Here is a 23,070-nt window from a genome sequence, read left to right on the forward strand (position 1 = left end):
ATCGCCGCGTGTTGAGTGTGGGATCGGTGTCACCCGGTGGCACCGATCCCACACTCATCTCCGCACGGGTGCACCCGACCGACCCAGCCGCGAGCCAGGTGCAGGCCGGCGATCTTGGCCGCCGTCCGGCACGGGCGGTCGAAGACCTGACCCCAGCCCAGTCGCACGGTGTCCTTGCCGACCAGGGCCGCGTCCAGGTCCCGCTCCATGTCGAGGTCCCGCTGCCGTGCCGAGTCGTGGACGAGTCGACCGTCGAGCTCGACCACCAGTCCGTCGTCGTGCTCGACGTCGCGGTAGGCGACCCGGTCGCCCCGCCCGTCCCGCACCTGGCGGTCGCCCAGTGGCAGTCCGTGGGGGCGGACCACCCGCACGAGGTAGCCGTGCTCGAGCACCGAGCACACCCGTCCGCGATGTCGGCCAGCACCCGCAGGGCGTCCAGGTCCGAGCCCGATCGGCAGGCCACGTCGATGGCGGCGTCGTCGTACCGCAGGCGGGGCGGGCCGACGCTCCACACGACCCGGAGATCCAGCCGGTCGACGCGCCTGATGCGTACGCCGGGCGGCGCGAGGACCGTCCGTGTCCGGGACACCACCACCTCGATCCTCGCCGGGTCCGGGCGCTTTCCCGGTCCCTCGTGCGCACGCAGTGCCGACTCGCCCGCCAGCGCGGCAGGCCACGCGTGCAGCACCGCCGCCCATGCCCGCTGGACCCACGTCGGCTCGCCGGTGTGGTCGACGTAGACCCCGGGGTGCACCGTCGCGAGCTCTCGACGCCGGATCATCCGCCGGATGCTCGCGGGCGTCTCCCCGGCGACGAGCAGCTGGGCGCGGGACACGACACCCTGCTGGTCGTCGAGGAAGTCGGCAGCGGACCACTGGGGCGGCCAGGCGTGTGCGGAGGTCATCTCGACCTCCTGCCCGCCTGACCGCGCGGTCAGTCGAGGAGATCCGTGCCTGTGGACAACGGGGCGCGGCACATCGGTGTGGCTTCGGTGTCACCTGGTGGCACCGAGACCACACTCAGCCGCAGGCGGGAGCCGGCGGGAGCGGGGCGGGCACCCCGAGGCCCGGCATGCCGAGCCCGACGCCTCGCGAGGAGGCGGGGGCACCGGTGCGGGCCTCCCAGGCGTCGCCGGCGCGGGTGCGGCGTACGTCCAGGACGGGACCGTCGGCGACGAGGTGGTGCGGGGCGGCGTACGTGATCTCCACGGTGACCATGTCGCCCGGCCGCACCCCGTCGGCGCCCGTGGGGTCGAAGTGCACGAGCCGGTTGTCCCGGCCGCGCCCCGAGAGCCGGTGGGTGGCGGCGTCCTTGCGCCCCTCCCCCTCGGCGACCATCAGCTCGACGCGGGTGCCGACGAGGGCCTTGTTCTCGGCCCAGGCGATCTCGGTGACCAGCTCGGACAGGCGCAGGTAGCGGTCCTTGACGACCTCCGGCGGCACCTGGTCGGCCATGGTGGCGGCCGGCGTGCCGGGGCGCGGGGAGTACTGGAAGGTGAAGGCGCCGGAGAAGCGCGACTCCCGCACGACCCGCATCGTCTCGAGGAAGTCCTCCTCGGTCTCACCGGGGAAGCCCACGATGATGTCGGTGGTGATCGCGGCGTCCGGCATGGCCGCGCGGACCCGCTCGATGATGCCGAGGAACTTCGAGGACCGGTAGGACCGGCGCATCGCGCGCAGCACCCGGTCGGAGCCGGACTGCAGCGGCATGTGCAGCTGGTGCATCACGTTGGGCGTCTGCGCCATCGCCTCGATGACGTCGTCGGTGAACTCCGCCGGGTGCGGGGAGGTGAAGCGCACCCGCTCGAGGCCCTCGACCTCGCCGCAGGCACGCAGCAGCTTGGAGAAGGCCTGGCGGTCGCCGAACTCCACGCCGTAGGCGTTGACGTTCTGGCCGAGCAGGGTGATCTCGGTGACGCCCTCGGCGACCAGCGCCTCGACCTCGGCGAGGATCTCGCCGGGACGGCGGTCCTTCTCCTTGCCGCGCAGCGCCGGGACGATGCAGAAGGTGCACGTGTTGTTGCAGCCGACGGAGATCGAGACCCACGCGGCGTACGCCGAGTCCCGCTTGGTCGGCAACGTCGAGGGGAAGACCGACAGCGACTCCAGGATCTCGACCTGCGCCTCCTGCTGGGAGCGGGCGCGGTCGAGCAGGGCCGGCAGGGAGCCGATGTTGTGGGTGCCGAAGACGACGTCGACGTACGGCGCCTTGCTGGTGATCGTGGCGCGGTCCTTCTGCGCGAGGCACCCGCCGACGGCGATCTGCATGTCGGGGTTGGCGGCCTTGATCGGCGCCAGGTGCGACAGGTTGCCGTAGAGCTTGTTGTCGGCGTTCTCGCGGACCGCGCAGGTGTTGAAGACGACGACGTCGGCCTGCTCCCCCTCGGCGGAGGCGACGTAGCCCGCGTCCTCCAGCAGCCCGGTCAGCCGCTCGGAGTCGTGGACGTTCATCTGGCACCCGTAGGTGCGGACCTCGTAGGTGCGCGGCAGCGTCTCGGGAATGGCAGTCATGACCGGTCAAGGGTACGGCGGCCGCTCCGGGCGCCCCGCATCGCGCGCAGGTCCTACCCTCGGTCCCATGCCGCGCCTCCACGCCTTCGAGCTGCTGCCCGACGAGGAGGGACGCGAGGCCGTCCTGCGCGACTGGCAGGCACTGCGCGACGCCGGGCTGCCGTCGCAGCTGGACCACAAGGGGATGACCAACACCCCGCACGTCACGGTGCTCACCGCCGAGGCCCTCGGGCCGGAGCACGACGCGGTGGCGCTCGATCGCCTCGGCACCGCCCTGCCGGTCGAGGCCCGCGCGTCGGGGCTCGCGCTGCTCGGCGGCGCTCGGGTGTCCCTGGTCCGGCTGCTCGACGTCCCCGAGGTCCTGGCGCGCGCGGTCCTCGACCTGCGCACCGACGTCCCCCACGCCAAGCACCCCGGCTGGTTGCCCCACGTCACCCTGGCCCGGCGCCTGACCCGCTCCGCGATCCCGACCGCGCTCGAGGCCCTCGGCCACGACGACCTCACCCTCCGGCTCGTCGAGCTGCGCCGCTGGGACCCCGACGCCGGGACGGTCCGCACCCTCTGAGGCACGGCGACGACGGGGCCGGTCGACGCGCACCGCAGGACCTTGTCCCCTGCTCCGACCGGCCGGACGGACGCAGGGTCGGACCATGGGGACGACGGCGCGCGAGGTGTGGACCCGGTGGGTGCTGTGGACCACGACCGCGGAGGTCGCCGGGTTCGTCGCTCCCGCCGTGGTCGGCGTCGTCACCGCGGACCGTGAGGGTGCCGCGCAGCTGGTCCCGCTGGTCGCCGCCGGCCTGGTCGAGGGGGCCGCGCTGGGGGCCGGCCAGGCGCACGTGCTCCGCGACGTCCTTCCCGGTCTGCGCGTGCGCGCCTTCGTGGTCGCCACCTCGCTCGCCGCCGGGCTGGCGTACGCCGTCGCGATGGTGCCGGCCGCCTGGCACGACGCGATGGGCGAGCTGCCCGTCCCAGTGCTCGTCCTCCTCGCCGCGCTCGGCGGCGTGGTCCTCCTCGCCTCGATCGGCACCGGCCAGTGGCTCGTGCTGCGCGAGGTGCTGCCGCGCTCGGCGAGCTGGGTGCTGACGACGGCCCTCGCGTGGCTCGCCGGCCTGGTGGTCTTCCTGGTGGTCGCGACGCCGCTGTGGCACGAGGGGCAGTCGGTCACGGTCGCCGTGTCGATCGGCCTCGTCGCCGCGGTGCTGATGGCCGCCACCGCGGCTGCCGTCACCGGGGCGGCGCTGGTCCGGCTCCTCGGGAGACGGGTCGCTCAGGAGAGGTGACGGTGCCCGATCCGCTCGCCGAGGTCGACGAGCAGGCGCGCCGGCTCGCGCAGGCAGGTCTCCACGTCCGGCTCGATGTCGACCAGGGCGTACGCCGCGGCGATCCCGCCGCCCGCCAGCTCGGCGTCGGGGAGCAGCCGGCGTCCGCAGACCGCCACGACGGGCACCCCGGCAGCGCCCGCCGCCGTCGCGACCCCGACCGGCGCCTTGCCACGAAGGCTCTGGTCGTCGAGCGAGCCCTCGCCGGTGACCACGAGGTCGGCCCCGGCCACCCGGTCGGCGAAGCCGAGCAGGTCCAGCATCAGCGCGATCCCGGGCCGCAGCTCGGCCCCGAGCGCGGCCACCAGGGCGAAGCCGACGCCGCCCGCCGCCCCGGCGCCGGGCACGTCGCGACGGTCCGCGCCGCTCGCGCGCCCGACCACGTCGGCCCAGTGGCCGAGCGCGCGGTCGAGGGCGGCGACGTCGTCGGGGGTCGCCCCCTTCTGCGGACCGTAGACCGCCGCGGCCCCGTCGGGCCCGGTCAGCGGGTTGTCGACGTCGCAGGCGACCACGACCCGGGCGTCGGCGAGCCCGGGGTGCAGCCCGTCGAGCGACAGGGACGAGACGGACGCCAGGCCCCGGCCCCCGTCGGGCACGGCCGGCGACGCCACGGCGCCGAGCGCGGCCAGCAGCCCCGCCCCGCCGTCGGTGCTGGCGCTGCCGCCGATCCCCACGACGAGCTCGCGGCAGCCGGCGTCCAGGGCCGCCACCATCACCTCGCCGAGGCCGCGGCTGGACGCGGTCAGTGGGGCGCGCACTCCTCCGGGGAGACGCTCGAGCCCGCACGCGTCGGCCATCTCCACGACTGCGGTGCTCCCCCGCCGGGCGTACGCCGTCTCCACCGGCTCGCCGGTCGGCCCGGCGACCGTGACCGGCACCCGCTCGAAGCCGGCCGAGATCGCGGCGTCGAGCGTGCCGTCACCGCCGTCGGCCACCGGCAGGCACTCGACCTCGACGTCGGGACGCGCGCGCCGCAGGCCGGTCGCGACGGCCTGCGCGACGTCGTACGCCGGGAGCGTGCCCTTGAACTTGTCGGGGGCGACGAGGACCCGCGTCATGCCGGCGGCACCGCGGTCGAGTCCCGCACCACGAGGTGGCACTCCGCCGTACGCCGCCGGGGGCGGGCCGAGGGCTCCTTGAGCGCCATGAGCAGCGCCTGCTCCCCCATGTCGACCATCGGCAGGTGGACCGTGGTGAGCGACGGCGCCAGGTCCCCCGCGACCGCCACGTCGTCGAAGCCGGTCACCGACATCCGTTCCGGCACCGCCATCCCGCGGTCCCGGAGCACCGAGAGCACGCCGATCGCCATGTCGTCGTTGAGCGCCAGCACGGCCGTCACGTCGGGGTGCGCGGCCAGGATCTCCTCGGCCGCCTGCTTGCCGCCGAGGCGGGTGAAGGGCGCCTCCACGAGCGGGAGGTCCGCGAACGGGATGCCGGCCGCGGTGACGGCGTCCTCGATCCCGGCGAGCCGGTCGGCCACCGTGGTCAGCGAGCGCATCCCGGAGACGAGCGCGATCCGCCGGTGCCCCAGGTCGAGCAGGTGCTGGGCGACCGCCCGGCCGCCGCCCCGGTTGTCGGGGAGCACTGCGTCGGCGCTGAGGTGGTGGCGGCCGATGACCGCGACCCGGCCGCCGAAGCGGCGATAGCTCGCGAGGTCGGCCTTGGCGGCCGCCTGGTGGGCCGGGTCGACGAAGCCCGAGCCGGCCACGATGATCGCGCCGACGCGGTTGGCGATGAGGGTGCGGATCTGCTCGAGCTCCTGCTGGGGGTCGCGGCCGGTGTGGCAAATCTGGACGGTGAGGCCCTCCTTGGCACCGACGTGCAGCACGCCGCTGGCGATCTCGGTGAAGTAGGGGTCGCCGATCTCGTGCACGAGCAGGCCGACCGAGCGCGACGCCCCGCCGGCGAGGCTGCGGGCGTGCACGTTGGCGATGTAGCCCATCTGCCGGGCGACGTCGCGCACCCGTTCGGCCACCTCCTCGCTGACGCCCGTCGAGCGCGACAGGCTCCGCGACGCCGTGGCGATCGAGACACCCGCCGCCTCGGCGACGTCCTGCAACCGCAGCGTGGGCCGGTCCCTGTCCACCTGTCTCCTCCCGACTCGTCCGCACCGGATCCGCTGTGACCCTTGCCACATCCGGGGTGCGATGCCTACAGTAACCGAAAGCGCTTACGAAAGCGCTTACGTTCAGCGTAGAGGAGCGACATGAAGGTCACCACCCACCACCGGCTCGGCGCACTGGCCCTGGCCTCGTGCCTCACCCTCAGCGGCTGCATGAGCTCCGGCTCGGGCAGCGAGGGCGAGGCTGGCGACGGCCCGATCACCATCGGCATCTCCCTCCCCCTCACCGGTGACTTCAGCGAGCCGGGCAAGGGCGTGCAGCGCGGCTACGAGGCCTGGGCCGACTACGTCAACGACAACGGCGGCCTCCTGGGTCGCGACGTCGAGCTGACCATCCTCGACGACCAGTCCAACGCCGACCGGGTCGCCTCCGACTACGAGAAGCTGATCAACCAGGACGGTGTCGACCTGGTCTTCGGTCCCTTCTCCACCCGCCTGGTGGTGCCGGCCGCACAGGTCGCCAAGGACTACGGCTTCCTCTTCGTGGAGCCCGCGGGCGCCGCCGAGGAGGTCTTCACCCAGGGCTTCGACAACCTCTTCTACGCCGCCCCCGCGGTCGCCGACGACCACTACAACTACCTCGCCGACGCCATCGAGGCACTGCCCGAGGCCGAGCGGCCGAAGACGGCGGCGTACGCCGCCATGGACGACCCGTTCGCGATGGGCACGGCCTACGGGCTCAAGACCCGGCTCGAGGCGATGGGCGTCGAGACGGTCGTCGACGAGGTCTACCCGCCCAACACGACCGACTTCGGCTCGATCGCGGCCAAGATCGCCGACAGCAGGGCCGACGTCGTGGTCGGCGGCACGCAGTACCAGGACGCCGTCAACATGATCGTGTCGCTGCGCCAGCTCGGCTACCAGCCGAAGATGGCCGCCTTCTCGACCGCGCCGACCAACCCGGAGTTCCCCGAGGCGATCGGCGACGAGACCGAGGGGATCCTCTCCCCCACCGGCTACACCCCCGAGGCCGACTACCCCACCAACCCCGAGTTCGTGGAGTACTACACCGAGGCCCACGGCACCGCTCCCGGCGAGGACGAGGCCAACGCGTGGACCACCGGCCAGGTGGTGGCCGCCGCGGTCGAGGCCGTCGGCTGCGCCGACCCCGACCCCGAGTGCCAGGGGCAGCTCATTGACTGGCTGCGCGAGAACGAGGTCGACACCGTCGTCGGCCCGCTGAGCTGGGACGCGGAGGGCCGGCCCGAGGGCGCCCACCTCATCCAGCAGTACGTCGACGGCGAGATCCGCATCGTGCTGCCCGAGGAGGCCAAGGAGGCCGACCTCATCCTCGAGAAGCCCACCTGGTGACGGGTCGAGCGACCCACCGAAAGGCATCCTGATGTCCCTGTTCTTCCAGAGCCTGGTGCTGGGCGTGCTGCTGGGCGGGCTCTACGCCCTCCTGGCCGCCGGCCTCACCCTCTACTTCGGCGTGATGCGGGTGGTGATGATCGCCCACTCGGCGTTCCTGATCCTCGCGGCGTACCTCGCGTGGTTCTTCACCACCGAGACCGGCCTCGACCCGCTGCTGTCCCTGGTGGTGACCGTCCCGCTCTTCTTCGTCACCGGCGTGCTGATGCAGCGGCTGCTCATCTCGCGGCTGCGGCCGGCCACGCTGACGATGATGTCGGTGCTGCTGACCTTCTCGGTGGCCCTGGTCATCGAGGGGATGCTCGGCTTCGTCTTCAGCGGCACCCAGCGCCGGATCCGACTGCCCTACAGCGGCGACAGCATCGACCTCTTCGGCGCCAACATCGCCGTGGTCAAGCTGATCGCCTTCGCGCTGGCCGCGGTCTCGCTCGGTGCGCTCTTCCTGATCCTCAAGAAGACGCAGTTCGGGCAAGCGCTGCGGGCCACCATCCAGCACCCCGACGCCGCTCGCCTGATCGGCATCAACACCGACCGGATCGCCGGCTACGGCTTCGGCCTCGGGCTGTCGACCGCCGCGATCGGCGGCACGGCGCTCGCCCTCGACTCCACGATCTACCCGTCGCTGCACTGGCACTGGATCGGCCCGCTGATGGCGATCATCGTGGTCGGCGGGCTCGGCAGCATCCCGGGTGCCGCGATCGCGGCCATGCTCCTCGGCCTCGGCCAGAGCCTGCTCCAGATCCCGCTCGGGACCACCTGGGCCCAGACCCTCTTCTACGTCGCGTTGTTCGCCACCTTGATGGTGCGACCGCAGGGATTCTTCGGAGGTCGTCTTGCGCAGCGTTTCTAGGGCCGTCGGCCTCCTCGTCCTGGCCGTCGCCGTGCTGGCCTTCCCCAGCCTGGCCCCGGACCCGTTCATCCTCTCGGTGGGCGTCGTCATCATGAGCTACGCCGTGCTCGCCACGTCGTGGAACTTCGTCGGCGGCTTCACCGGCTACATCTCGCTGGGCCACGCGTCGTACTCCGGGCTCGGCGCCTACGCCACCGCCCTGCTGGTCATCCACACCAGCCTCAACCCGTGGGTGGCGATGCTCCTCGGCGGCCTGGTCGTCGCGGCTCTCGCCGTGCCGATCGGCATCGCCAGCCTCCGCGTCCGCGGCGCGTCCTTCGTGATCGTCTCGATCGCGATGGTGCTGATCCTGCTGCTGGTCTTCCAGTCGTGGGGCGAGTTCACCGGCGGCTCCAACGGCCTGCGCGTCCCGCGGCCGTTCGACGAGTCGGTCCTGCGGCCCGAGCAGCACGAGCGCTTCTTCTACCTGCACGCCGCGCTGCTCGCCGTGGCGCTGCTGGCCTGGTGGGCGATCGACCGCTCCCGCTTCGGCACCGGCCTCAAGGCCATCCGCGAGGACGAGGACAAGGCGCAGTCGCTCGGCGTGCCGACCTTCAACTACAAGCTGACCGCGTTCGTGATCTCGGCGTTCTTCACCGCCCTCGGCGGCGGGCTGTACGCCCTGTGGTTCGGCTTCCTCGACCCGATCTTCCAGTTCTCGATCCTGGTCGGCTCCTACATGGTGCTGATGAGCCTGCTGGGCGGCATCCGCAGCCTCTTCGGACCGCTTCTCGGCGCGGTGATCGTGGGCTACGCGGTCGAGTTCTTCAAGAACCAGTACGGCGACACGCAGTTCCACCTCGTCGCCATGGGCCTGCTGCTCGGGCTGGTCGTGCTCTTCATGCCCGACGGGATCATCCCGGCCCTCTCCTCGCTGCTCAACCGCTTCCGCCCCCAGGCCGCCTCCATCCGCGAGGTCAGCGCCGGGGACCTGGCCGAGCAGCGGCGTACGGCGTCGGCCGCGACCTCCACCGACGACGAGTCGACCGACCGCCTCTCCGAAGGAGCTCAGCGATGACCGACGCAGTGGCCACCGACACCCGCATCGGGCTCGCGACCGAGGGGCTGCGCAAGTCCTTCGGCGGCGTCACCGCGGTCGACGGGGCGAGCGTGCAGTTCCACCACGGCAAGGTCAACGCCCTGATCGGGCCCAACGGCTCGGGCAAGACCACGTTCTTCAACTGCGTCACCGGGATGATCAAGCCCGACGCCGGGCGCGCGACGTACCTCGGTGACGACATCACCGGCAAGGCCTCGCACAAGATCGCCCGGGCCGGGATCGGGCGCAGCTTCCAGCTGTGCCGGGTCTTCCCGCGGATGACCGTCATGGAGAACATGCTGGTCGCCGTCCGCTCCACCGGCCTGCGCCACCTGGCCCGGCCGGCTCGCAGCGACGCCGACGTCGACCGGGCCCGGGAGCTGCTGGCCCGCGTCGGCATCGACCACCTCGAGCGCAGCGAGGCCCGCGACATCTCCTACGGCCAGCAGAAGCTCCTCGAGCTGGCCGGCGTGCTGATGGGCGACCCCGAGACGATCATGCTGGACGAGCCGGCGGGCGGCGTGAACCCCGCCCTCATCGACCGCATCGCCACCCTCGTGCGCGACCTCAACGCCGAGGGCAAGACGTTCCTCATCGTCGAGCACAACATGGACCTCGTCATGAGCCTGTCCGACCACGTCGTCGTCTTCGACCGTGGTCGCCAGATCTGCGAGGGACCGCCGTCGGTCGTGCAGAGCGACCCCCGAGTCCTGGAGGCCTACCTTGGCATCTGACAACGCACCGCGCGGCAGTGTGGCGCCGCAGGCGACACCCTCGCGCACGACCCAGAAGCCACTGCTGGAGCTGACCGACATCGAGGCCGGCTACGGCCGCGCTGCCCTGGTGCTGCGCGGGCTCACCGTCACGGTCCCGCCGGCCACGGTGGTGTGCCTCGTCGGCCCCAACGGCGCCGGCAAGTCCACCGTCCTCAAGGTCGCCAGCGGGATGCTCACGCCCCGCTCCGGCACCATCCGGGTGGCCGGCCAGGACGTCACCAGGAACTCGCCGCAGCAGATGCTGACCGCCGGGCTCTCCCACGTCCTGCAGGGACACAGCGTCTTCAAGGAGATGACGGTCGCGGAGAACGTCCTGCTCGGGGCCTACTCGGTCAAGGACAAGTCCGTCGTGGGTGACCGGGTCGACTTCGTGAAGACCCTGTTCCCGGTCGTCGCCGAGCGGTGGTCCGCCCTGGCCGGCGCCCTGTCGGGTGGCCAGCAGAAGCAGGTGGAGTTCGCCCGCTCGCTGATGGTCAGCCCGCAGGTCGTGCTCCTCGACGAGCCGTCCATGGGCCTGGACCCCAAGGCCACCGGCACCGTCTTCGAGCAGGTCGTGCGGATGCGCGACGCCGGCACCGCGGTGCTGCTCGTCGAGCAGAACGCCCGCCGCGCCCTCGAGACCGCAGATCTCGGCTGCGTCCTCGACCTCGGCCGGGTGCACATCTCCGGACCGGCCGACGAGCTGCTCCGCGACCCCCAGCTGGCCGAGCTCTACCTGGGCGGTCGTCCCTCGACCGCCCCCACGACCTGATCCAGGAGACACCGTGTCCGACACGACCTACCGCATCCTCATGAACGGCGTCACCGGCCGGATGGGCTACCGCCAGCACCTGCTGCGCTCCATCCTCGCCATCCGCGACGACGGCGGTATCGCGCTCCCCGACGGCACCCGGCTCCAGGTGGAGCCGGTGCTGCTGGGCCGCAACGCCGACAAGCTCGCCCGGATGGCCGACGAGCACGGCATCGCCGACTTCTCGACCGACCTCGACACCGTCCTCGCCGAGGACCCGGCCCCGATCTACTTCGACGCCCAGGTCACCAGCGAGCGCAAGAAGGCGATCCTCAAGGCCGCCGCCGCGGGCAAGCACGTCTACACCGAGAAGCCGATCGCCGAGTCCGTCGAGGAGGGCGACGAGCTGGTCGACGCCGCCGCCCGCCACGGGATCATCAACGGCGTCGTGCACGACAAGCTCTACCTGCCCGGCCTGGTCAAGCTCAAGCGGCTCGTCGACTCCGGCTTCTTCGGCCGCATCCTCTCGGTGCGCGGCGAGTTCGGCTACTGGGTCTTCGAGGGCGACGGGCTCCCGGCCCAGCGCCCGAGCTGGAACTACCGCGCCCAGGACGGCGGCGGGATGGTCCTGGACATGTTCTGCCACTGGAACTACGTCCTGGAGAACCTCTTCGGCGCCGTCGAGGCGGTCACCGCCAAGGCCGTGACGCACATCCCGGAGCGCTGGGACGAGCAGGGCGAGCGGTACGACGCCACGGCCGACGACGCGGCGTACGCGATCTTCGAGCTGGCCGGCGGCATCATCGCGCAGGTCAACTCCAGCTGGGCGGTGCGCGTCGAGCGCAAGGAGCTCGTGGAGTTCCAGGTCGACGGCACCCACGGGTCGGCGGTCGCCGGCCTCTTCAACTGCCGCATCCAGCCGCGCGAGTCGACCCCGATGCCGGTGTGGAACCCCGACCTGCCCACCACCGAGGACTTCCGCGGCCAGTGGCGCGAGGTCCCCGACAACCAGCAGTTCGGCAACGGCTTCCGCGCGCAGTGGGAGCAGTTCCTGCTCGACGTCCACCACGGGCGCCAGTACCCCTACGACTTCGCCGCCGGCGTGCGCGGCCTCCGGCTCGTCGACGCCGGCCTCCAGTCCTCCGCCGAGGGCCGCCGGGTCGAGATGCGATGAGCGCACCGTCGATGACCACCGCCACCCGCCACGGGTCCGCCGTCGGGATCCCGGGTCCCGACGGCGGATGGCGCGAGGTCGAGCTCCTCGAGCCCCGGGACTGGCAGCCGCGACCGGGTGGCTCGACCAGCCGGGTCTGCTTCGCCGCCGCCCACGTGGTGGCGGACCCGCGCGGCGAGAACGTGCCCGGCGCCCCGGCGGTCGTCGACTGGGACTCCACGCTCGCCTTCCGGGCCCACCTGTTCTCCCACGGCTTCGGCGTCGCCGAGGCGATGGACACCGCCCAGCGCAACATGGGCCTCGACTGGCCGGCCGTGCAGGAGCTGGTCCGGCGCAGCGCCGCCCAGGCCCGCGAGCACGGCGCCCGGATCGCCTCCGGCGCGGGCACCGACCACGCCACCGTGCTGTCCTCCCTCGCCGACGTGCGGGAGGCCTACCTCGAGCAGGTCGCGTACGTCGAGTCCTGCGGCTCGCAGGTCATCGTGATGGCCTCGCGGCACCTCGCGGCCCTCGCCCGCACCCCCGACGACTACCTCACCGTGTACGACGCCGTGCTCACCCAGGTGCGCGAGCCCGTCGTGCTGCACTGGCTGGGCGAGGCGTTCGACCCCCAGCTGCGCGGCTACTGGGGCAGCACCGACGTCGACGCGGCCACCGCGACCTTCCTGGACCTGGTCCGCGCCCACGCCGACAAGGTCGACGGGGTCAAGGTCTCGCTCCTCTCCGCGGACCACGAGAAGGGCCTGCGCGCCGCGCTGCCCGCGGGGGTGCGCCTCTACACCGGGGACGACTTCAACTACCCCGAGCTGATCCGCGGGGACGGCACCCACCACTCCGACGCCCTGCTCGGTGCGTTCGCGGCGATCGCGCCGGCGGCGGCGACGGCGCTGGCCGCGCTCGACGAGGGCGACCTCGCGACGTACGACGCGGAGATGGCGCCGACCCTGCCGCTGTCGCGCCACGTCTTCGAGGCGCCGACGTACCACTACAAGACAGGCATCGCGTTCCTGTCGTGGCTCAGCGGCCACCAGCCCGGCTTCACCATGGTCGGCGGCCTCCAGTCGGCCCGCAGCGCCGTGCACCTGGGGCGGCTCTTCGAGCTGGCCAACGACGCCCGCCTGCTGCCCGACCCGGACCTGGCCGCGCACCGGCTCGGGGTCTGGCTCGAGGGCGCCGGGATCACCCGATGACCGCCACGGAGGCGGTGACCGCGATCGACGTGCCCAGCGGCACGCCGGCCCGCGTCGCCACGCCCACGCCCGGCGACCCCCGGCTGGCGCGGCTCTCGCTCAACCAGAAGACCGTCGACGGCTGGTCGCTGCGCGAGGCCATCGACGGCTGCGTCGCCGCCGGCGTCCCGTCCCTCGGCGCGTGGCGCGAGCCGGTCCTCGAGGTCGGGGTCGCCACCGCGGCCGGCTGGCTCCGCGACGCCGGCCTGCGCGTCTCGTCGGTGTGCCGGGGCGGCTTCTTCACCACCGCCGACCCGGCCGAGCAGCGCGAGCGCCACGACGACAACCGCCGCGCCCTCGACGAGGCCGCCGAGCTCGGTGCCCCGTGCCTGGTGCTCGTCCCGGGCGGCCTGCCCGCCGGCGACCGCGACCTCCTCGGCGCCCGCGCCCGGGCCGGCGCCGCCGTCGAGGCCCTCGTCCCGCACGCCCTCGACGTCGGGGTCCGCCTCGCCATCGAGCCGATGCACCCGATCTTCGCCGCGGACCGCGGTGTCGTGTCCACGCTGCGCCAGGCGCTCGACCTCGCCGAGCCGCTTCCGGTCGAGGCCGTCGGCGTCGTGGTCGACACCTTCCACGTCTGGTGGGAGCCGGGCGTGGAGGAGCAGGTCGCCCGCGCCGGCTCGCGCATCGCGAGCTACCAGGTGTGCGAGTGGATCACCCCGCTGCCCGCCGACACCCTGCTCTCGCGCGGGATGATGGGCGACGGGCACATCGACTTCGCCCACCTCACCTCCCTCGTCGCGGCCGCCGGCTACACCGGCGACGTCGAGGTCGAGATCTTCAACGCCGACGTGTGGGCGGCCGACGGCGACGCCGTCCTGGCCACGCTCGCGCGCCGCTACGTCGAGCTCGTGGAGCCCCACCTCTGACCCACGGCTCCCCCGGTGCACACCACTCACACCAACTCGGAAAGGACGTGAGCACATGCAGCACAGACGGAGGACGATCGCGCTCGCGACGGGCCTGACGGCAGGAGCGGCGCTGTTGTGCCCGACGCTGCCGGCGGGAGCCGTCGTGGAGGCCGGGCCCGCGCAGGTGCACGTCGTCGCGCCGGCGACCCCGCAGCACTGGGACCCGCTGACCGACGACCTGTGGGACTACCGCGGCAACGAGCTCGTGCTCACCCGGGCCGGGACCAACCCCAACGACGGCGTCCGGCGCCCGTTCGAGTACGCGATCGTCTCGAAGGGTCCCGAGCTCACCGACGTCGCCATCGACGCGGAGGTCCGCCTCGACGAGCCGGTCAGCGTGAGCAACCGCGACGTCATCATCGTGTGGAACTACCAGGGTCCGAAGCGCTTCTACTACGCACACTTCTCCCAGGACAACACCATCTACCCCCACAACGGCATCTTCGTCGTCGACAACGCCGACCGCCGCCGCATCGACGACCAGTGGAACGGCTCGGTGGGCGCACCGCCCGCCGTCACGGACGCCTCGTGGCACGACGTGCGGGTCGAGTACGACGCCGACAGCGGCGCGATCGCGGCGTACGTCGACGGGTCGAGCGAGCCGCTGATGACCGCCACCGACACCACCTTCACCGGAGGACGGGTCGGCTTCGGCTCGTTCGACAACTACGGCCGGGCCCGCCACGTGCGGGTGACGGGGACGCCGGCCCCCTGAGATCCCCGCTGGTCCCCGTGGCAGAGCCCGGGGACCAGCGAGGGCTGTCCCGACCGTGCAGGGCCGGGGCAGCAGCTGTGCTACCAACCACCCACCACAGTAGGGACACATCCCATGCGAAGCACACGCTGGCGGGTCGCCGTGTCGGCCCTGGCCGTCACCGCCGCGACCCTGGCACCCCTGAGCATCACGTCCACGCCGACCGCCACCGGGTCGGGCCCGGGAGCACCGTCGATCCCGCCCGACCCCGTGCCGGGCACGCTCGGCCTCGTCCTCGAGGAGGTCGCCCAGCTGCCGGAGTCAGACCCGACGCCGGCGCCGACCGACGCCCGGCTGATGCGCCACAACCGCATCAACTACATCGGGGAGGTGCCCGACGGCTCGGGACGCCTCTACGTGCCGGACCTCAACGGCCCGCTCTACCTGCTGCGTGACGGCGAGGAGACCCGCTACCTCGACATCAAGGCGCAGTTCCCCGACTTCTTCTCCGGCCGGGGCATGGGCTCGGGCTTCGGCTTCGTCACCTTCCACCCGGAGTTCGCGGAGAACGGCAAGTTCTACACCGTCCACACCGAGGACCAGGACGCGATCAGGACCAAGACCCCGACCTACCCCAACCAGCCGAACGCGTTCGTGCAGAGCGTCGTCACCGAGTGGACCGCGACCGACCCGGCCGCCGACACGTTCAGCGGCACGTCGCGCGAGATGTTCCGCTTCGGCTTCACCGAGCAGATCCACGCCATCCAGCAGATCGACTTCAACCCCACGGCCCAGCCGGGCGACGACGACTACGGCCTGCTCTACCTCGCCGTCGGCGACGGCGGCAACGGCGTGCGCAGCACGGTGCCGCAGGACCTCGACACCCCCGCGGGCAAGATCCTGCGGATCGACCCGCTCGGGACCGACTCCCCCAACGGGCAGTACGGCATCCCCGACACCAACCCCTGGGTGGGCCAGGACGGCGCGCTGGGTGAGATCTGGGCCATCGGCATGCGGGACCCGCACCGCTTCAGCTGGGACCTCGGCGGCAAGCACGAGATGTACCTCGGCCACATCGGCCAGCGCGCCATCGAGGCGGTCTACGAGGTCGACGCCGGCGACGACTTCGGCTGGCCCGACGTGGAGTCGCGCCTGGACTACCAGAACGACACCCAGTGCCGGCTCGACCCGATGACCGCGGAGCAGGCCGCCGCGGGCTACGACTTCCCGGTCGCGTCGTACGCCCACGACACCCCGGCCAACTGGAGCTGCAACGCCGACTCCGGCCACGCCATCTCCGGCGGGCTCGTCCACCGCGGCGACCTGCCGGGCCTGAACGGCAAGTACGTCTTCGGCGACCTCGTCGAGGGCAAGGTCTTCTACACGGTCGCGGCGCAGATGCGCGACGACCAGGACCGTGAGGCCACGGTCCACGAGCTGCAGCTCTACACCACCGACGGGACCCGGGTGCGGATGCCCGACCTCGTCGGCGACGGCCGCGTCGACCTGCGCTTCGGCACCGACTCCGAGCGCAACCTCTACCTGCTGGCCAAGGCCAACGGGACGATCTGGAAGGTCGTCGACACCCGGAACGCGCCGTGGCCCGACGACGTGGAGCCGTCACTGCGCGAGGACCTCGTCGCGTCGTACGACTTCGAGCACCCCTTCGCCGCCAACGACTCCTACGAGGAGGACCAGGGCGCCAGCCGGACGCTGGTCCGGCTGGTCAACGGCGGTGACCGGATGCGCGTGGACGACGGGGCCTACCCCGGGTCCAACAACGCGCTCCAGCTGCACAGCGCCGCGGAGTCCCCGACCGGCACCGCCTGGAAGGCGGGCGTCTACGAGGCGGACGCCGACGGGGTGGCCTCCCTGTCGCGGTTCAACACCGCGACCGGCACCACGGTGATGGGCTGGTTCAAGATGACCGGCCAGAACCCGACGGCGGGCTACAACGCGATCGGCCTGGCCGGCGTGCTGACGGGCAACTCGGACGGGCACGGCGTGCGCGCCCTGCTCGAGCTGATCCAGGTCAACGGCGAGCTGCGGCTGGTCGCCCTGGGCCGGCGCATCGACACGGGCAGCTCCTGGACGTACGCCGCCTCGCAGGACTGGCGCGAGCTGCTCCCGCAGGGCGAGTGGGTCCACCTGGCCGCGACGTTCGACTACGACGACGGGTCCATGGCGCTCTACCGCAACGGCGAGAAGGTCGACGGCTTCTACACCGCGACCAACGACCCGTGGAAGGTAGACGGCACCGGTACGTCCGCCACCAACCCCCGCGGGATCAAGATCGGCGGCTCGTTCCCGCAGAACGGCGACGAGCGCAACCCGTGCAACTGCCGCATGGACGGACTGATGTTCCTCGACGACGTGGCCTCCCCCTCGGAGGTGGCCCGCCAGTACCGCCGCTTCCTGCGGTGAGGGGACGTCTCGCCGCGTAGACACGCGGACCACCACCTCGTCCGGGGTGCAGGCACCACGCCTGCACCCCGGACCTGCTCGCGGGCAACGTCCGCGTGTCCACGCCCGCGTGCCTCAGTCGACGAGAGGCCACGGTCGGGTCACGATTGCGCGCCGTGACCACGGCCTGATGGCCCGAAAGGGTCATGGGCCGATAGGTTGCGCGCATGACGACGATGGAGCACGGGTCCGTCAGCGCCGGCCGGGGAGAACCGCTGGTCGTGCTGGACGGGGTGCAGAAGTACTTCGGCCAGATGCAGGCCCTCAAGGACATCGAGCTCACCGTCACCCGCGGCGAGGTGGTCGTGGTCATCGGCCCCTCGGGCTCCGGCAAGTCCACCCTGTGCCGCACGATCAACCGGCTCGAGACGATCGACGACGGCACCATCACGCTCGACGGCCAGCCGCTGCCGCAGGAGGGCAAGGCGCTCGCCGCCCTCCGCGCCGAGGTCGGCATGGTCTTCCAGAGCTTCAACCTCTTCGCCCACAAGACGATCCTCGAGAACGTCACCCTCGGCCCGGTCAAGGTCCGCGGGATGAAGAAGGAGGAGGCGGAGAAGAAGGCGCGCGAGCTCCTCGAGCGCGTCGGCGTGGGGCACCAGGCCGAGAAGTACCCCGCCCAGCTCTCCGGCGGCCAGCAGCAGCGCGTGGCCATCGCCCGTGCCCTGGCCATGGAGCCCAAGGTGATGCTCTTCGACGAGCCCACCTCGGCGCTCGACCCGGAGATGATCAAGGAGGTCCTCGACGTCATGGTCGACCTCGCCCAGGGCGGCATGACGATGATCGTGGTCACCCACGAGATGGGCTTCGCGCGTACGGCGGCCGACCGGGTGGTCTTCATGGCCGACGGCGCCATCGTCGAGGAGAACACCCCCGAGGAGTTCTTCACCCACCCCCAGTCGGATCGGGCCAAGGACTTCCTCGGCAAGATCCTCAAGCACTGACGACCCACCAACACACGAGGGAGCAGCAGATGCGATTCATCCGTACCAAGGCCATGGTGGCCGGACTCGGGCTGGCACTCAGCCTGGCCGCCTGCGGCGACGCGGGCTCGGACACCGAGTCCGTCGACGTCGAGGTGTCCGAGGACGCCAGCTTCGACGACGGCACCCGCATGAAGGAGCTCGCCGACGCGGGCACCATCAACGTCGGCGTCAAGTACGACCAGCCCGGCCTCGGCTTCAACGAGACCGGCTCGGACATGCCCACCGGCTTCGACGTGGACATCGCCAAGATCCTGGTCGCCAGCCTGGGCATCGACCCCGAGGACACGTCGAAGGTCAAGTACATCGAGACCATCTCCGACAACCGCGAGCCCTTCCTCCAGGAGGGCAAGGTCGACCTGGTGCTGGCGTCGTACTCCATCACCGACGAGCGTCGCCAGGTCGTCGGCCAGGCCGGCCCCTACATGGTGACCGGCCAGCAGCTGCTGGTCCCCGAGGACTCCGACGCGGCCGGTCCCGAGGACCTGCAGGGCAAGGAGGTCTGCTCGGTGACGGGCTCGACCTCGCTCGACAACGCCAAGGCCGAGGGCATGAAGCCGGTCGGCTTCGACACCTACAGCCAGTGCGTCGACAAGGTGCTCGACGGCACCGTCGAGGCCATGACCACCGACGGCACGATCCTCGCCGGCTACGCCGCGCAGAACGAGGGCCAGCTCAAGGTCGTCGGCGACCCGTTCTCCGAGGAGCGCATCGGCGTCGGCTACTCCAAGGACTCCCCCGAGATGTGCCAGTGGATCACCGACACGCTCGAGCAGGCCAACGAGGACGGCAAGTGGGCCGAGGCCTTCGAGGCCAACCTCGGCGCCTCGGGCGTCGAGACGCCCGACTTCCCCGAGATGGACGCGTGCGAGTCCTGACCTGACGCACCACTGATCGGTCCGGACCGGCGCGACGCGGGTCCGGACCGATCACTGCACCACCGGACCACCACAGGAGAGGAGCGGCGTGGACGCCGTACTCGAAAGCCTTCCCGACGTCTTCAAGGCGTTCGGCTACACCGTGCTGCTCTTCCTCGTCTCCGGGGTCTTCTCCCTCATCGGCGGCACCATCCTCGTCGCGATGCGCGTGGGCCCGATCTCCGTGCTCGACAAGGCGGCGGCGACGTACGTGACGCTCGTGCGCAACACGCCCCTCCTCGCGGTGTTCTTCTTCTTCTCCTTCGCCGCTCCCAAGATCGGCATCAACTTCAAGTGGGTCGACGTCCACATCGGGACCTTCGACTTCACCTCGTTCTTCTCGACCGCGGTCGTGTCCCTCACGCTCTACACGTCCACCTTCGTGTGCGAGGCCCTCCGCTCGGGCGTCAACGCCGTCCCGCTGGGCCAGGCCGAGGCGGCCCGCGCGATCGGACTCCCCTTCACCGGCGTGATGAGCCAGGTCGTGCTCCCCCAGGCCTTCCGCGCCTCCGTGCCGCCGGTGGCCAGCGCCCTGATCGCCCTGCTGAAGAACACGTCGGTGGCCGCCGTCTTCGGCGTCATCGAGGCGACCGCGCAGATGAAGGTCATGACCAACAACAACGCCGACGAACGCTGGGGCATCTTCATCGCCTTCGCCATCGGGTACGTCGTGCTGGTCGAGCTCGTCTCGCTCGTCGCCGGCACCTTCGAACGACGCTGGAGGATCGCGTAATGGCTGCTGAAGTCCTCTTCGACGCGCCGGGACCCAAGACGGTCGCCCGGCACCGCATCTACACGATCGTCGCGGTCGTCGCGCTCCTCGTGCTCGTCGCCTACGCCGTCAAGCGGCTCTACGACGCCGGTCAGTTCGAGTACGCCCTGTGGGAGCCGTTCGTCACGCCCAACATCATGCGGGCGATCGGCGAGGCCTGGCTGGACACGCTCACCATGGCCGTCCTGGCCGTTCTCGGCGCCCTGGTCTTCGGCCTGGTCTTCGGCATCGGCAAGCTCTCCGACCGCAAGCCCGTCCGCTGGGTCAGCTGGCTGGTCGTGGAGTTCTTCCGGGCGGTGCCGGTCATCATGCTGATGATCTTCTCGTTCTACGCGATCTTCAACAGCATGTCGATCGAGGACGGCGCCTACTGGTCGGTCGTCCTGTCCCTCACGGTCTACAACGGCGCCGTGCTCGCCGAGGTGTTCCGCGCCGGCGTCAACGCCGTCCCGCGCGGGCAGGCCGAGGCGGCGTACGCGATCGGGATGCGCAAGTCCCAGGTGATGAACGTGATCCTGCTGCCCCAGGCGGTGAAGATCATGATCCCGGCAATCATCAGCCAGATGGTGGTGGCACTCAAGGACACCAGCCTGATCCTGATCGTCTTCGGGGTCGGGCTCACCAAGATCCTGAAGTCGTTGCCGCTGAGCTTCAACAACATCGTGCCCACCACGATCGTGATCTCGGGTCTCTACGTCATCACCAACCTCGCCCTCACCTACCTCGCCACGCGGGCGCAGAAGCGCTTCGTGGGCGAGAAGGAGATGCTGCAGGTCAGCAACGTGGCCGAGCCGGTCAGCAACGTCGCCTGATCCTGCCCCCCCACTCGCCGGGGCGGGCGACTACTCTCGCCGCGGCTTCTCGGTGACGTGGAGCCGGATGACGCCCTCGATGACCACGGTGCCGTCCCGGCGTACGCCGCGCACCCGGACGTCCACGGCGGGGTCGTCGCCAGTCCACTGCTCGGGGTCGGTCTCGGCGATGCAGGTGATGTCGGAGTCGGCCTTGGCGGTGTAGGCGACCTCCATCCCCTTCGGGATCCACCGCTTGTGCGCGGGGATGCTCACCTCGGCGAGCGCCCCCATCGCGGCCTCGAGGCCGTTGCACAGGGCGATCGCGTGCACGGTCCCGATGTGGTTGTGCACCGAGCGGCGCTTGCGGATCACGAGCTCGGCGCGATTCGGCTCCACGACGGTGAAGCGCGGGTGGATGGACGCGAAGTACGGCGCCTTCTGCGCGAAGAGCGTCGAGAAGATCCGCTGCCCCTGGGGCAGCCGGGACGTGGTGTTCCAGAGGTCGAGGACGCGAGTCATGCGCACACCCTACCGGTCGGTAACTTGTGCCTGGTGCCAGCGGTCAGATCGCCTGGAGCAGCTCCACCCGGTTGCCGTGCCCGTCGAAGCAGTGGCAGCGCACGTGTCCCGGGAAGCCGTCGCGCCGGGAGTGGTCGACGGTGAACCCGAGCCCCTCGAGCCGGGCCGCGACCGCGTCGACGTCGGCAACCACGAAAGCCGGGTGCGCCTTGCGGGCCGGCGCGAAGGGTTCCTCGACACCCACGTGCAGCTCCGCAGCGACGCCGCCGCGGTCGTCGTACGCCCGGAACCAGGCGCCACCCCGGGCCCTCAGGTCGGCGGGCTTGTCCACCTCGGTCATGCCGAGCCCCTCGCTCCAGAAGCGGCGGGCGAGCTCCTCGCCCCCGGCCGGACAGGCGACCTGCACGTGGTGGAGCCTCATGCCGCGGCACCCCCGCCCACGCGAGCGACGACGAAGACCCGGCGGAAGGGCAGCACCACCCCGTGGCCGTCGTCGGGGTAGGCGCGGCGCAGCCGCGCACCGAGCTCGGCCGCGAACTCCTCGCGCAACCCCGCCGGGAGCGCGTCCAGCACCGGTCTGGCGCTGGCGCCGGAGACCCAGGCCAGGACCGGGTCCGGGCCGTGGAGGACGTGCAGGTACGTCGTCTCCCACGCGTCCACCTCGCAGCCGAGCGCCTGGAGGGCGCGCAGGTAGGTGACCGGGTCGTGCGAGGACGGGGTCGCGACGTCCCGCACGTGGTCGACGTAGGGATCCTCGGCCGCCAGCTCGGCACGGATCGTGTGGCTGGGCTCGTCGAAGTTCCCCGGCACCTGGAAGGCGAACCAACCGCCGGCGACGACGTGCCCCACGAGTCGGGGCATCAGCTCCAGGTGTCCCGGCACCCACTGGAGCGTCGCGTTGGAGACCAGTACGTCGACCGGCTCGTCCGGCGCCCACGACCGCAGGTCCGCGACCTCGAACGAGACCCCGGGCGCTCGCGCGGCCGCGACCATCTCGCGGCTGGCGTCGATCCCGTGGACGTCGGCCGCCGGCCAGCGACTGGCGAGGATCGTGGTGAGGTTGCCGGGCCCGCACCCGAGGTCGACCACGCGACGTGGCTCGGACGCCGGGACGCGCGCCATCAGGTCGACGAAGGGGCGACCACGCTCGTTGGCGTACGTCAGGTACTGCTGGGGGTCCCACCGGTGCGTCATCGCCAGTCCTCCACATTTGTCTTGACGTCAAGACATGTTGCCGACACATTCTCTTGATGTCAAGATTCTCGACGGATCTGGCACACTGCACCCATGCGGGACGAGGTGGACGCCTTGGTCGAGGCGTGGGCGCGCGAGCGCAGCGACCTCGACCTCGGCCCGGTCGAGGTCTTCAGCCGGATCAGCCGGCTCTCGCGCCACCTCGACCTCGCCCGCCGGGCCGCCTTCACCACGCACGGCATCGAGTCGTGGGAGTTCGACGTGCTGGCCGCGCTGCGGCGGGCCGGGGCGCCGTACGAGCTCTCTCCCGGCCGCCTGCTCCGCGAGACGCTGGTGACCAGCGGCACGATGACCAACCGCGTCGACCGGCTGGCGGCACGCGGGTTCGTCGAGCGGCTGCCCGACCCGCACGACCGGCGCGGCGTGCTCGTGCGCCTGACGGCGGAGGGCAAGGCGACCGTGGACGGCGCCTTCGGGGCCCTGCTCGGCGCCGAGGCCGCCCTGCTCGAGGGGCTGCCGCCCCACGAGCGCGCCACCCTGGCCGAGCTGCTGCGCACCCTGCTGGCGCCGTTCAACCCCGACGACGCCTAGCTGTGACGCGGAGACACGCGGACACAACCCCCTGCGGCGTCGGGTCGCACGCCTGCGGGGGCGGTGGTCG

General features: G+C 71.6%; 24 protein-coding genes. 17 read left to right on the top strand and 7 right to left on the bottom strand.

The genetic code is table 11. From position 1 onward, the window contains the following. Nucleotides 1-29: 29 nt before the first annotated feature. The gene (locus ASG94_RS22340) at nucleotides 30-392 is read right to left on the bottom strand and encodes a hypothetical protein (protein ID WP_235537148.1); all 363 of its coding nucleotides are present in this window, start codon (nucleotides 390-392) and stop codon (nucleotides 30-32) included. A gap of 627 nt (nucleotides 393-1,019) precedes the next feature. Beyond that, nucleotides 1,020-2,510: a tRNA (N6-isopentenyl adenosine(37)-C2)-methylthiotransferase MiaB gene (miaB, locus tag ASG94_RS06305; RefSeq protein ID WP_056925479.1), complete on the bottom strand. Its 1,491-nt coding sequence runs from the start codon at nucleotides 2,508-2,510 to the stop codon at nucleotides 1,020-1,022. A 67-nt stretch (nucleotides 2,511-2,577) separates the two neighbouring features. Between miaB and ASG94_RS06310 the strand changes: the two genes are divergently transcribed. After that, nucleotides 2,578-3,075 carry a 2'-5' RNA ligase family protein gene (locus ASG94_RS06310; RefSeq protein WP_056925480.1) on the top strand — a complete coding sequence of 166 codons (498 nt, stop codon included), beginning with the start codon at nucleotides 2,578-2,580 and terminating at the stop codon, nucleotides 3,073-3,075. 85 nt (nucleotides 3,076-3,160) lie between these two features. Beyond that, nucleotides 3,161-3,793, top strand: a complete 633-nt coding sequence (locus tag ASG94_RS06315; protein ID WP_082623969.1) for a hypothetical protein — start codon at nucleotides 3,161-3,163, stop codon at nucleotides 3,791-3,793. Here ASG94_RS06315 and ASG94_RS06320 read toward each other — a convergent pair. Together ASG94_RS06320 and ASG94_RS06325 are read right to left on the bottom strand one after the other, a co-directional pair. Further along, the gene (locus tag ASG94_RS06320) at nucleotides 3,781-4,890 is read right to left on the bottom strand and encodes a glycerate kinase (protein WP_056926327.1); all 1,110 of its coding nucleotides are present in this window, start codon (nucleotides 4,888-4,890) and stop codon (nucleotides 3,781-3,783) included. The two genes, ASG94_RS06315 and ASG94_RS06320, sit on opposite strands and share 13 nt — an antisense overlap. Then, the gene (locus tag ASG94_RS06325; protein WP_056925481.1) at nucleotides 4,887-5,918 is read right to left on the bottom strand and encodes a LacI family DNA-binding transcriptional regulator; all 1,032 of its coding nucleotides are present in this window, start codon (nucleotides 5,916-5,918) and stop codon (nucleotides 4,887-4,889) included. The genes ASG94_RS06320 and ASG94_RS06325 overlap by 4 nt, the downstream gene beginning before the upstream one ends. A 120-nt stretch (nucleotides 5,919-6,038) precedes the next feature. Here ASG94_RS06325 and ASG94_RS06330 point away from each other — a divergent pair, with 120 nt between their 5' ends. The 14 genes from ASG94_RS06330 (at nucleotide 6,039) to ASG94_RS06395 (ending at nucleotide 20,714) form a co-directional block, all read left to right on the top strand. Further along, nucleotides 6,039-7,265, top strand: coding sequence for an amino acid ABC transporter substrate-binding protein (locus ASG94_RS06330; RefSeq protein WP_056925482.1), 1,227 nt, complete (start codon nucleotides 6,039-6,041; stop codon nucleotides 7,263-7,265). Nucleotides 7,266-7,296: 31 nt separating this feature from the next. Then, the gene (locus ASG94_RS06335; RefSeq protein WP_056925483.1) at nucleotides 7,297-8,175 is read left to right on the top strand and encodes a branched-chain amino acid ABC transporter permease; all 879 of its coding nucleotides are present in this window, start codon (nucleotides 7,297-7,299) and stop codon (nucleotides 8,173-8,175) included. Beyond that, entirely contained in the window at nucleotides 8,159-9,232 is a 1,074-nt protein-coding gene (locus ASG94_RS06340; protein ID WP_056925484.1) for a branched-chain amino acid ABC transporter permease, read from the top strand. The genes ASG94_RS06335 and ASG94_RS06340 overlap by 17 nt, the downstream gene beginning before the upstream one ends. After that, on the top strand, nucleotides 9,229-9,987 hold the full coding sequence (locus tag ASG94_RS06345; RefSeq protein WP_056925485.1) for an ABC transporter ATP-binding protein: 759 nt from the start codon (nucleotides 9,229-9,231) through the stop codon (nucleotides 9,985-9,987). Before ASG94_RS06340 ends, ASG94_RS06345 begins: the two co-directional genes overlap by 4 nt. Further along, nucleotides 9,977-10,780: an ABC transporter ATP-binding protein gene (locus ASG94_RS06350; protein WP_235537149.1), complete on the top strand. Its 804-nt coding sequence runs from the start codon at nucleotides 9,977-9,979 to the stop codon at nucleotides 10,778-10,780. The genes ASG94_RS06345 and ASG94_RS06350 overlap by 11 nt, the downstream gene beginning before the upstream one ends. 13 nt (nucleotides 10,781-10,793) lie before the next feature. Continuing rightward, nucleotides 10,794-11,933 (top strand): Gfo/Idh/MocA family protein, encoded by a 1,140-nt coding sequence (locus ASG94_RS06355; RefSeq protein ID WP_200958025.1) that lies wholly within the window; start codon nucleotides 10,794-10,796, stop codon nucleotides 11,931-11,933. An 11-nt stretch (nucleotides 11,934-11,944) separates the two neighbouring features. Further along, nucleotides 11,945-13,123, top strand: coding sequence for a dihydrodipicolinate synthase family protein (locus ASG94_RS06360; protein ID WP_056926329.1), 1,179 nt, complete (start codon nucleotides 11,945-11,947; stop codon nucleotides 13,121-13,123). Continuing rightward, nucleotides 13,120-14,031, top strand: a complete 912-nt coding sequence (locus ASG94_RS06365) for a sugar phosphate isomerase/epimerase family protein (protein ID WP_056925487.1) — start codon at nucleotides 13,120-13,122, stop codon at nucleotides 14,029-14,031. The genes ASG94_RS06360 and ASG94_RS06365 overlap by 4 nt, the downstream gene beginning before the upstream one ends. 55 nt (nucleotides 14,032-14,086) lie before the next feature. Further along, the gene (locus tag ASG94_RS06370) at nucleotides 14,087-14,788 is read left to right on the top strand and encodes a hypothetical protein (protein WP_056925488.1); all 702 of its coding nucleotides are present in this window, start codon (nucleotides 14,087-14,089) and stop codon (nucleotides 14,786-14,788) included. Between the two features lie 114 nt (nucleotides 14,789-14,902). Further along, nucleotides 14,903-17,191, top strand: a complete 2,289-nt coding sequence (locus ASG94_RS06375; RefSeq protein ID WP_056925489.1) for a PQQ-dependent sugar dehydrogenase — start codon at nucleotides 14,903-14,905, stop codon at nucleotides 17,189-17,191. A 215-nt stretch (nucleotides 17,192-17,406) separates the two neighbouring features. Beyond that, nucleotides 17,407-18,174 (top strand): amino acid ABC transporter ATP-binding protein, encoded by a 768-nt coding sequence (locus ASG94_RS06380; RefSeq protein WP_442938481.1) that lies wholly within the window; start codon nucleotides 17,407-17,409, stop codon nucleotides 18,172-18,174. Between the two features lie 29 nt (nucleotides 18,175-18,203). Continuing rightward, nucleotides 18,204-19,091 carry a glutamate ABC transporter substrate-binding protein gene (locus ASG94_RS06385; RefSeq protein WP_056925491.1) on the top strand — a complete coding sequence of 296 codons (888 nt, stop codon included), beginning with the start codon at nucleotides 18,204-18,206 and terminating at the stop codon, nucleotides 19,089-19,091. Between the two features lie 88 nt (nucleotides 19,092-19,179). Beyond that, nucleotides 19,180-19,863, top strand: a complete 684-nt coding sequence (locus ASG94_RS06390) for an amino acid ABC transporter permease (RefSeq protein ID WP_056925492.1) — start codon at nucleotides 19,180-19,182, stop codon at nucleotides 19,861-19,863. Beyond that, nucleotides 19,863-20,714, top strand: coding sequence for an amino acid ABC transporter permease (locus tag ASG94_RS06395; protein WP_056925493.1), 852 nt, complete (start codon nucleotides 19,863-19,865; stop codon nucleotides 20,712-20,714). The genes ASG94_RS06390 and ASG94_RS06395 overlap by 1 nt, the downstream gene beginning before the upstream one ends. 30 nt (nucleotides 20,715-20,744) lie before the next feature. Here ASG94_RS06395 and ASG94_RS06400 read toward each other — a convergent pair whose 3' ends face one another. From ASG94_RS06400 to ASG94_RS06410, 3 genes are read right to left on the bottom strand one after another with little or no spacing between them, the layout of a single operon-like run. Beyond that, a complete protein-coding gene (locus tag ASG94_RS06400) occupies nucleotides 20,745-21,215 on the bottom strand; it encodes a hotdog fold domain-containing protein (RefSeq protein WP_056925494.1) in 471 nt (156 codons plus the stop codon). 43 nt (nucleotides 21,216-21,258) lie between these two features. After that, nucleotides 21,259-21,636 (bottom strand): VOC family protein, encoded by a 378-nt coding sequence (locus ASG94_RS06405; RefSeq protein ID WP_056925495.1) that lies wholly within the window; start codon nucleotides 21,634-21,636, stop codon nucleotides 21,259-21,261. After that, the gene (locus tag ASG94_RS06410; RefSeq protein WP_056925496.1) at nucleotides 21,633-22,409 is read right to left on the bottom strand and encodes a trans-aconitate 2-methyltransferase; all 777 of its coding nucleotides are present in this window, start codon (nucleotides 22,407-22,409) and stop codon (nucleotides 21,633-21,635) included. The genes ASG94_RS06405 and ASG94_RS06410 overlap by 4 nt, the downstream gene beginning before the upstream one ends. 93 nt (nucleotides 22,410-22,502) lie before the next feature. Between ASG94_RS06410 and ASG94_RS06415 the strand changes: the two genes are divergently transcribed. Further along, on the top strand, nucleotides 22,503-23,000 hold the full coding sequence (locus tag ASG94_RS06415) for a MarR family winged helix-turn-helix transcriptional regulator (RefSeq protein WP_056925497.1): 498 nt from the start codon (nucleotides 22,503-22,505) through the stop codon (nucleotides 22,998-23,000). Nucleotides 23,001-23,070 lie beyond the last annotated feature (70 nt).

It is taken from the genome of Nocardioides sp. Soil805 (genome assembly GCF_001429625.1).
Lineage (GTDB): Bacteria > Actinomycetota > Actinomycetes > Propionibacteriales > Nocardioidaceae > Nocardioides.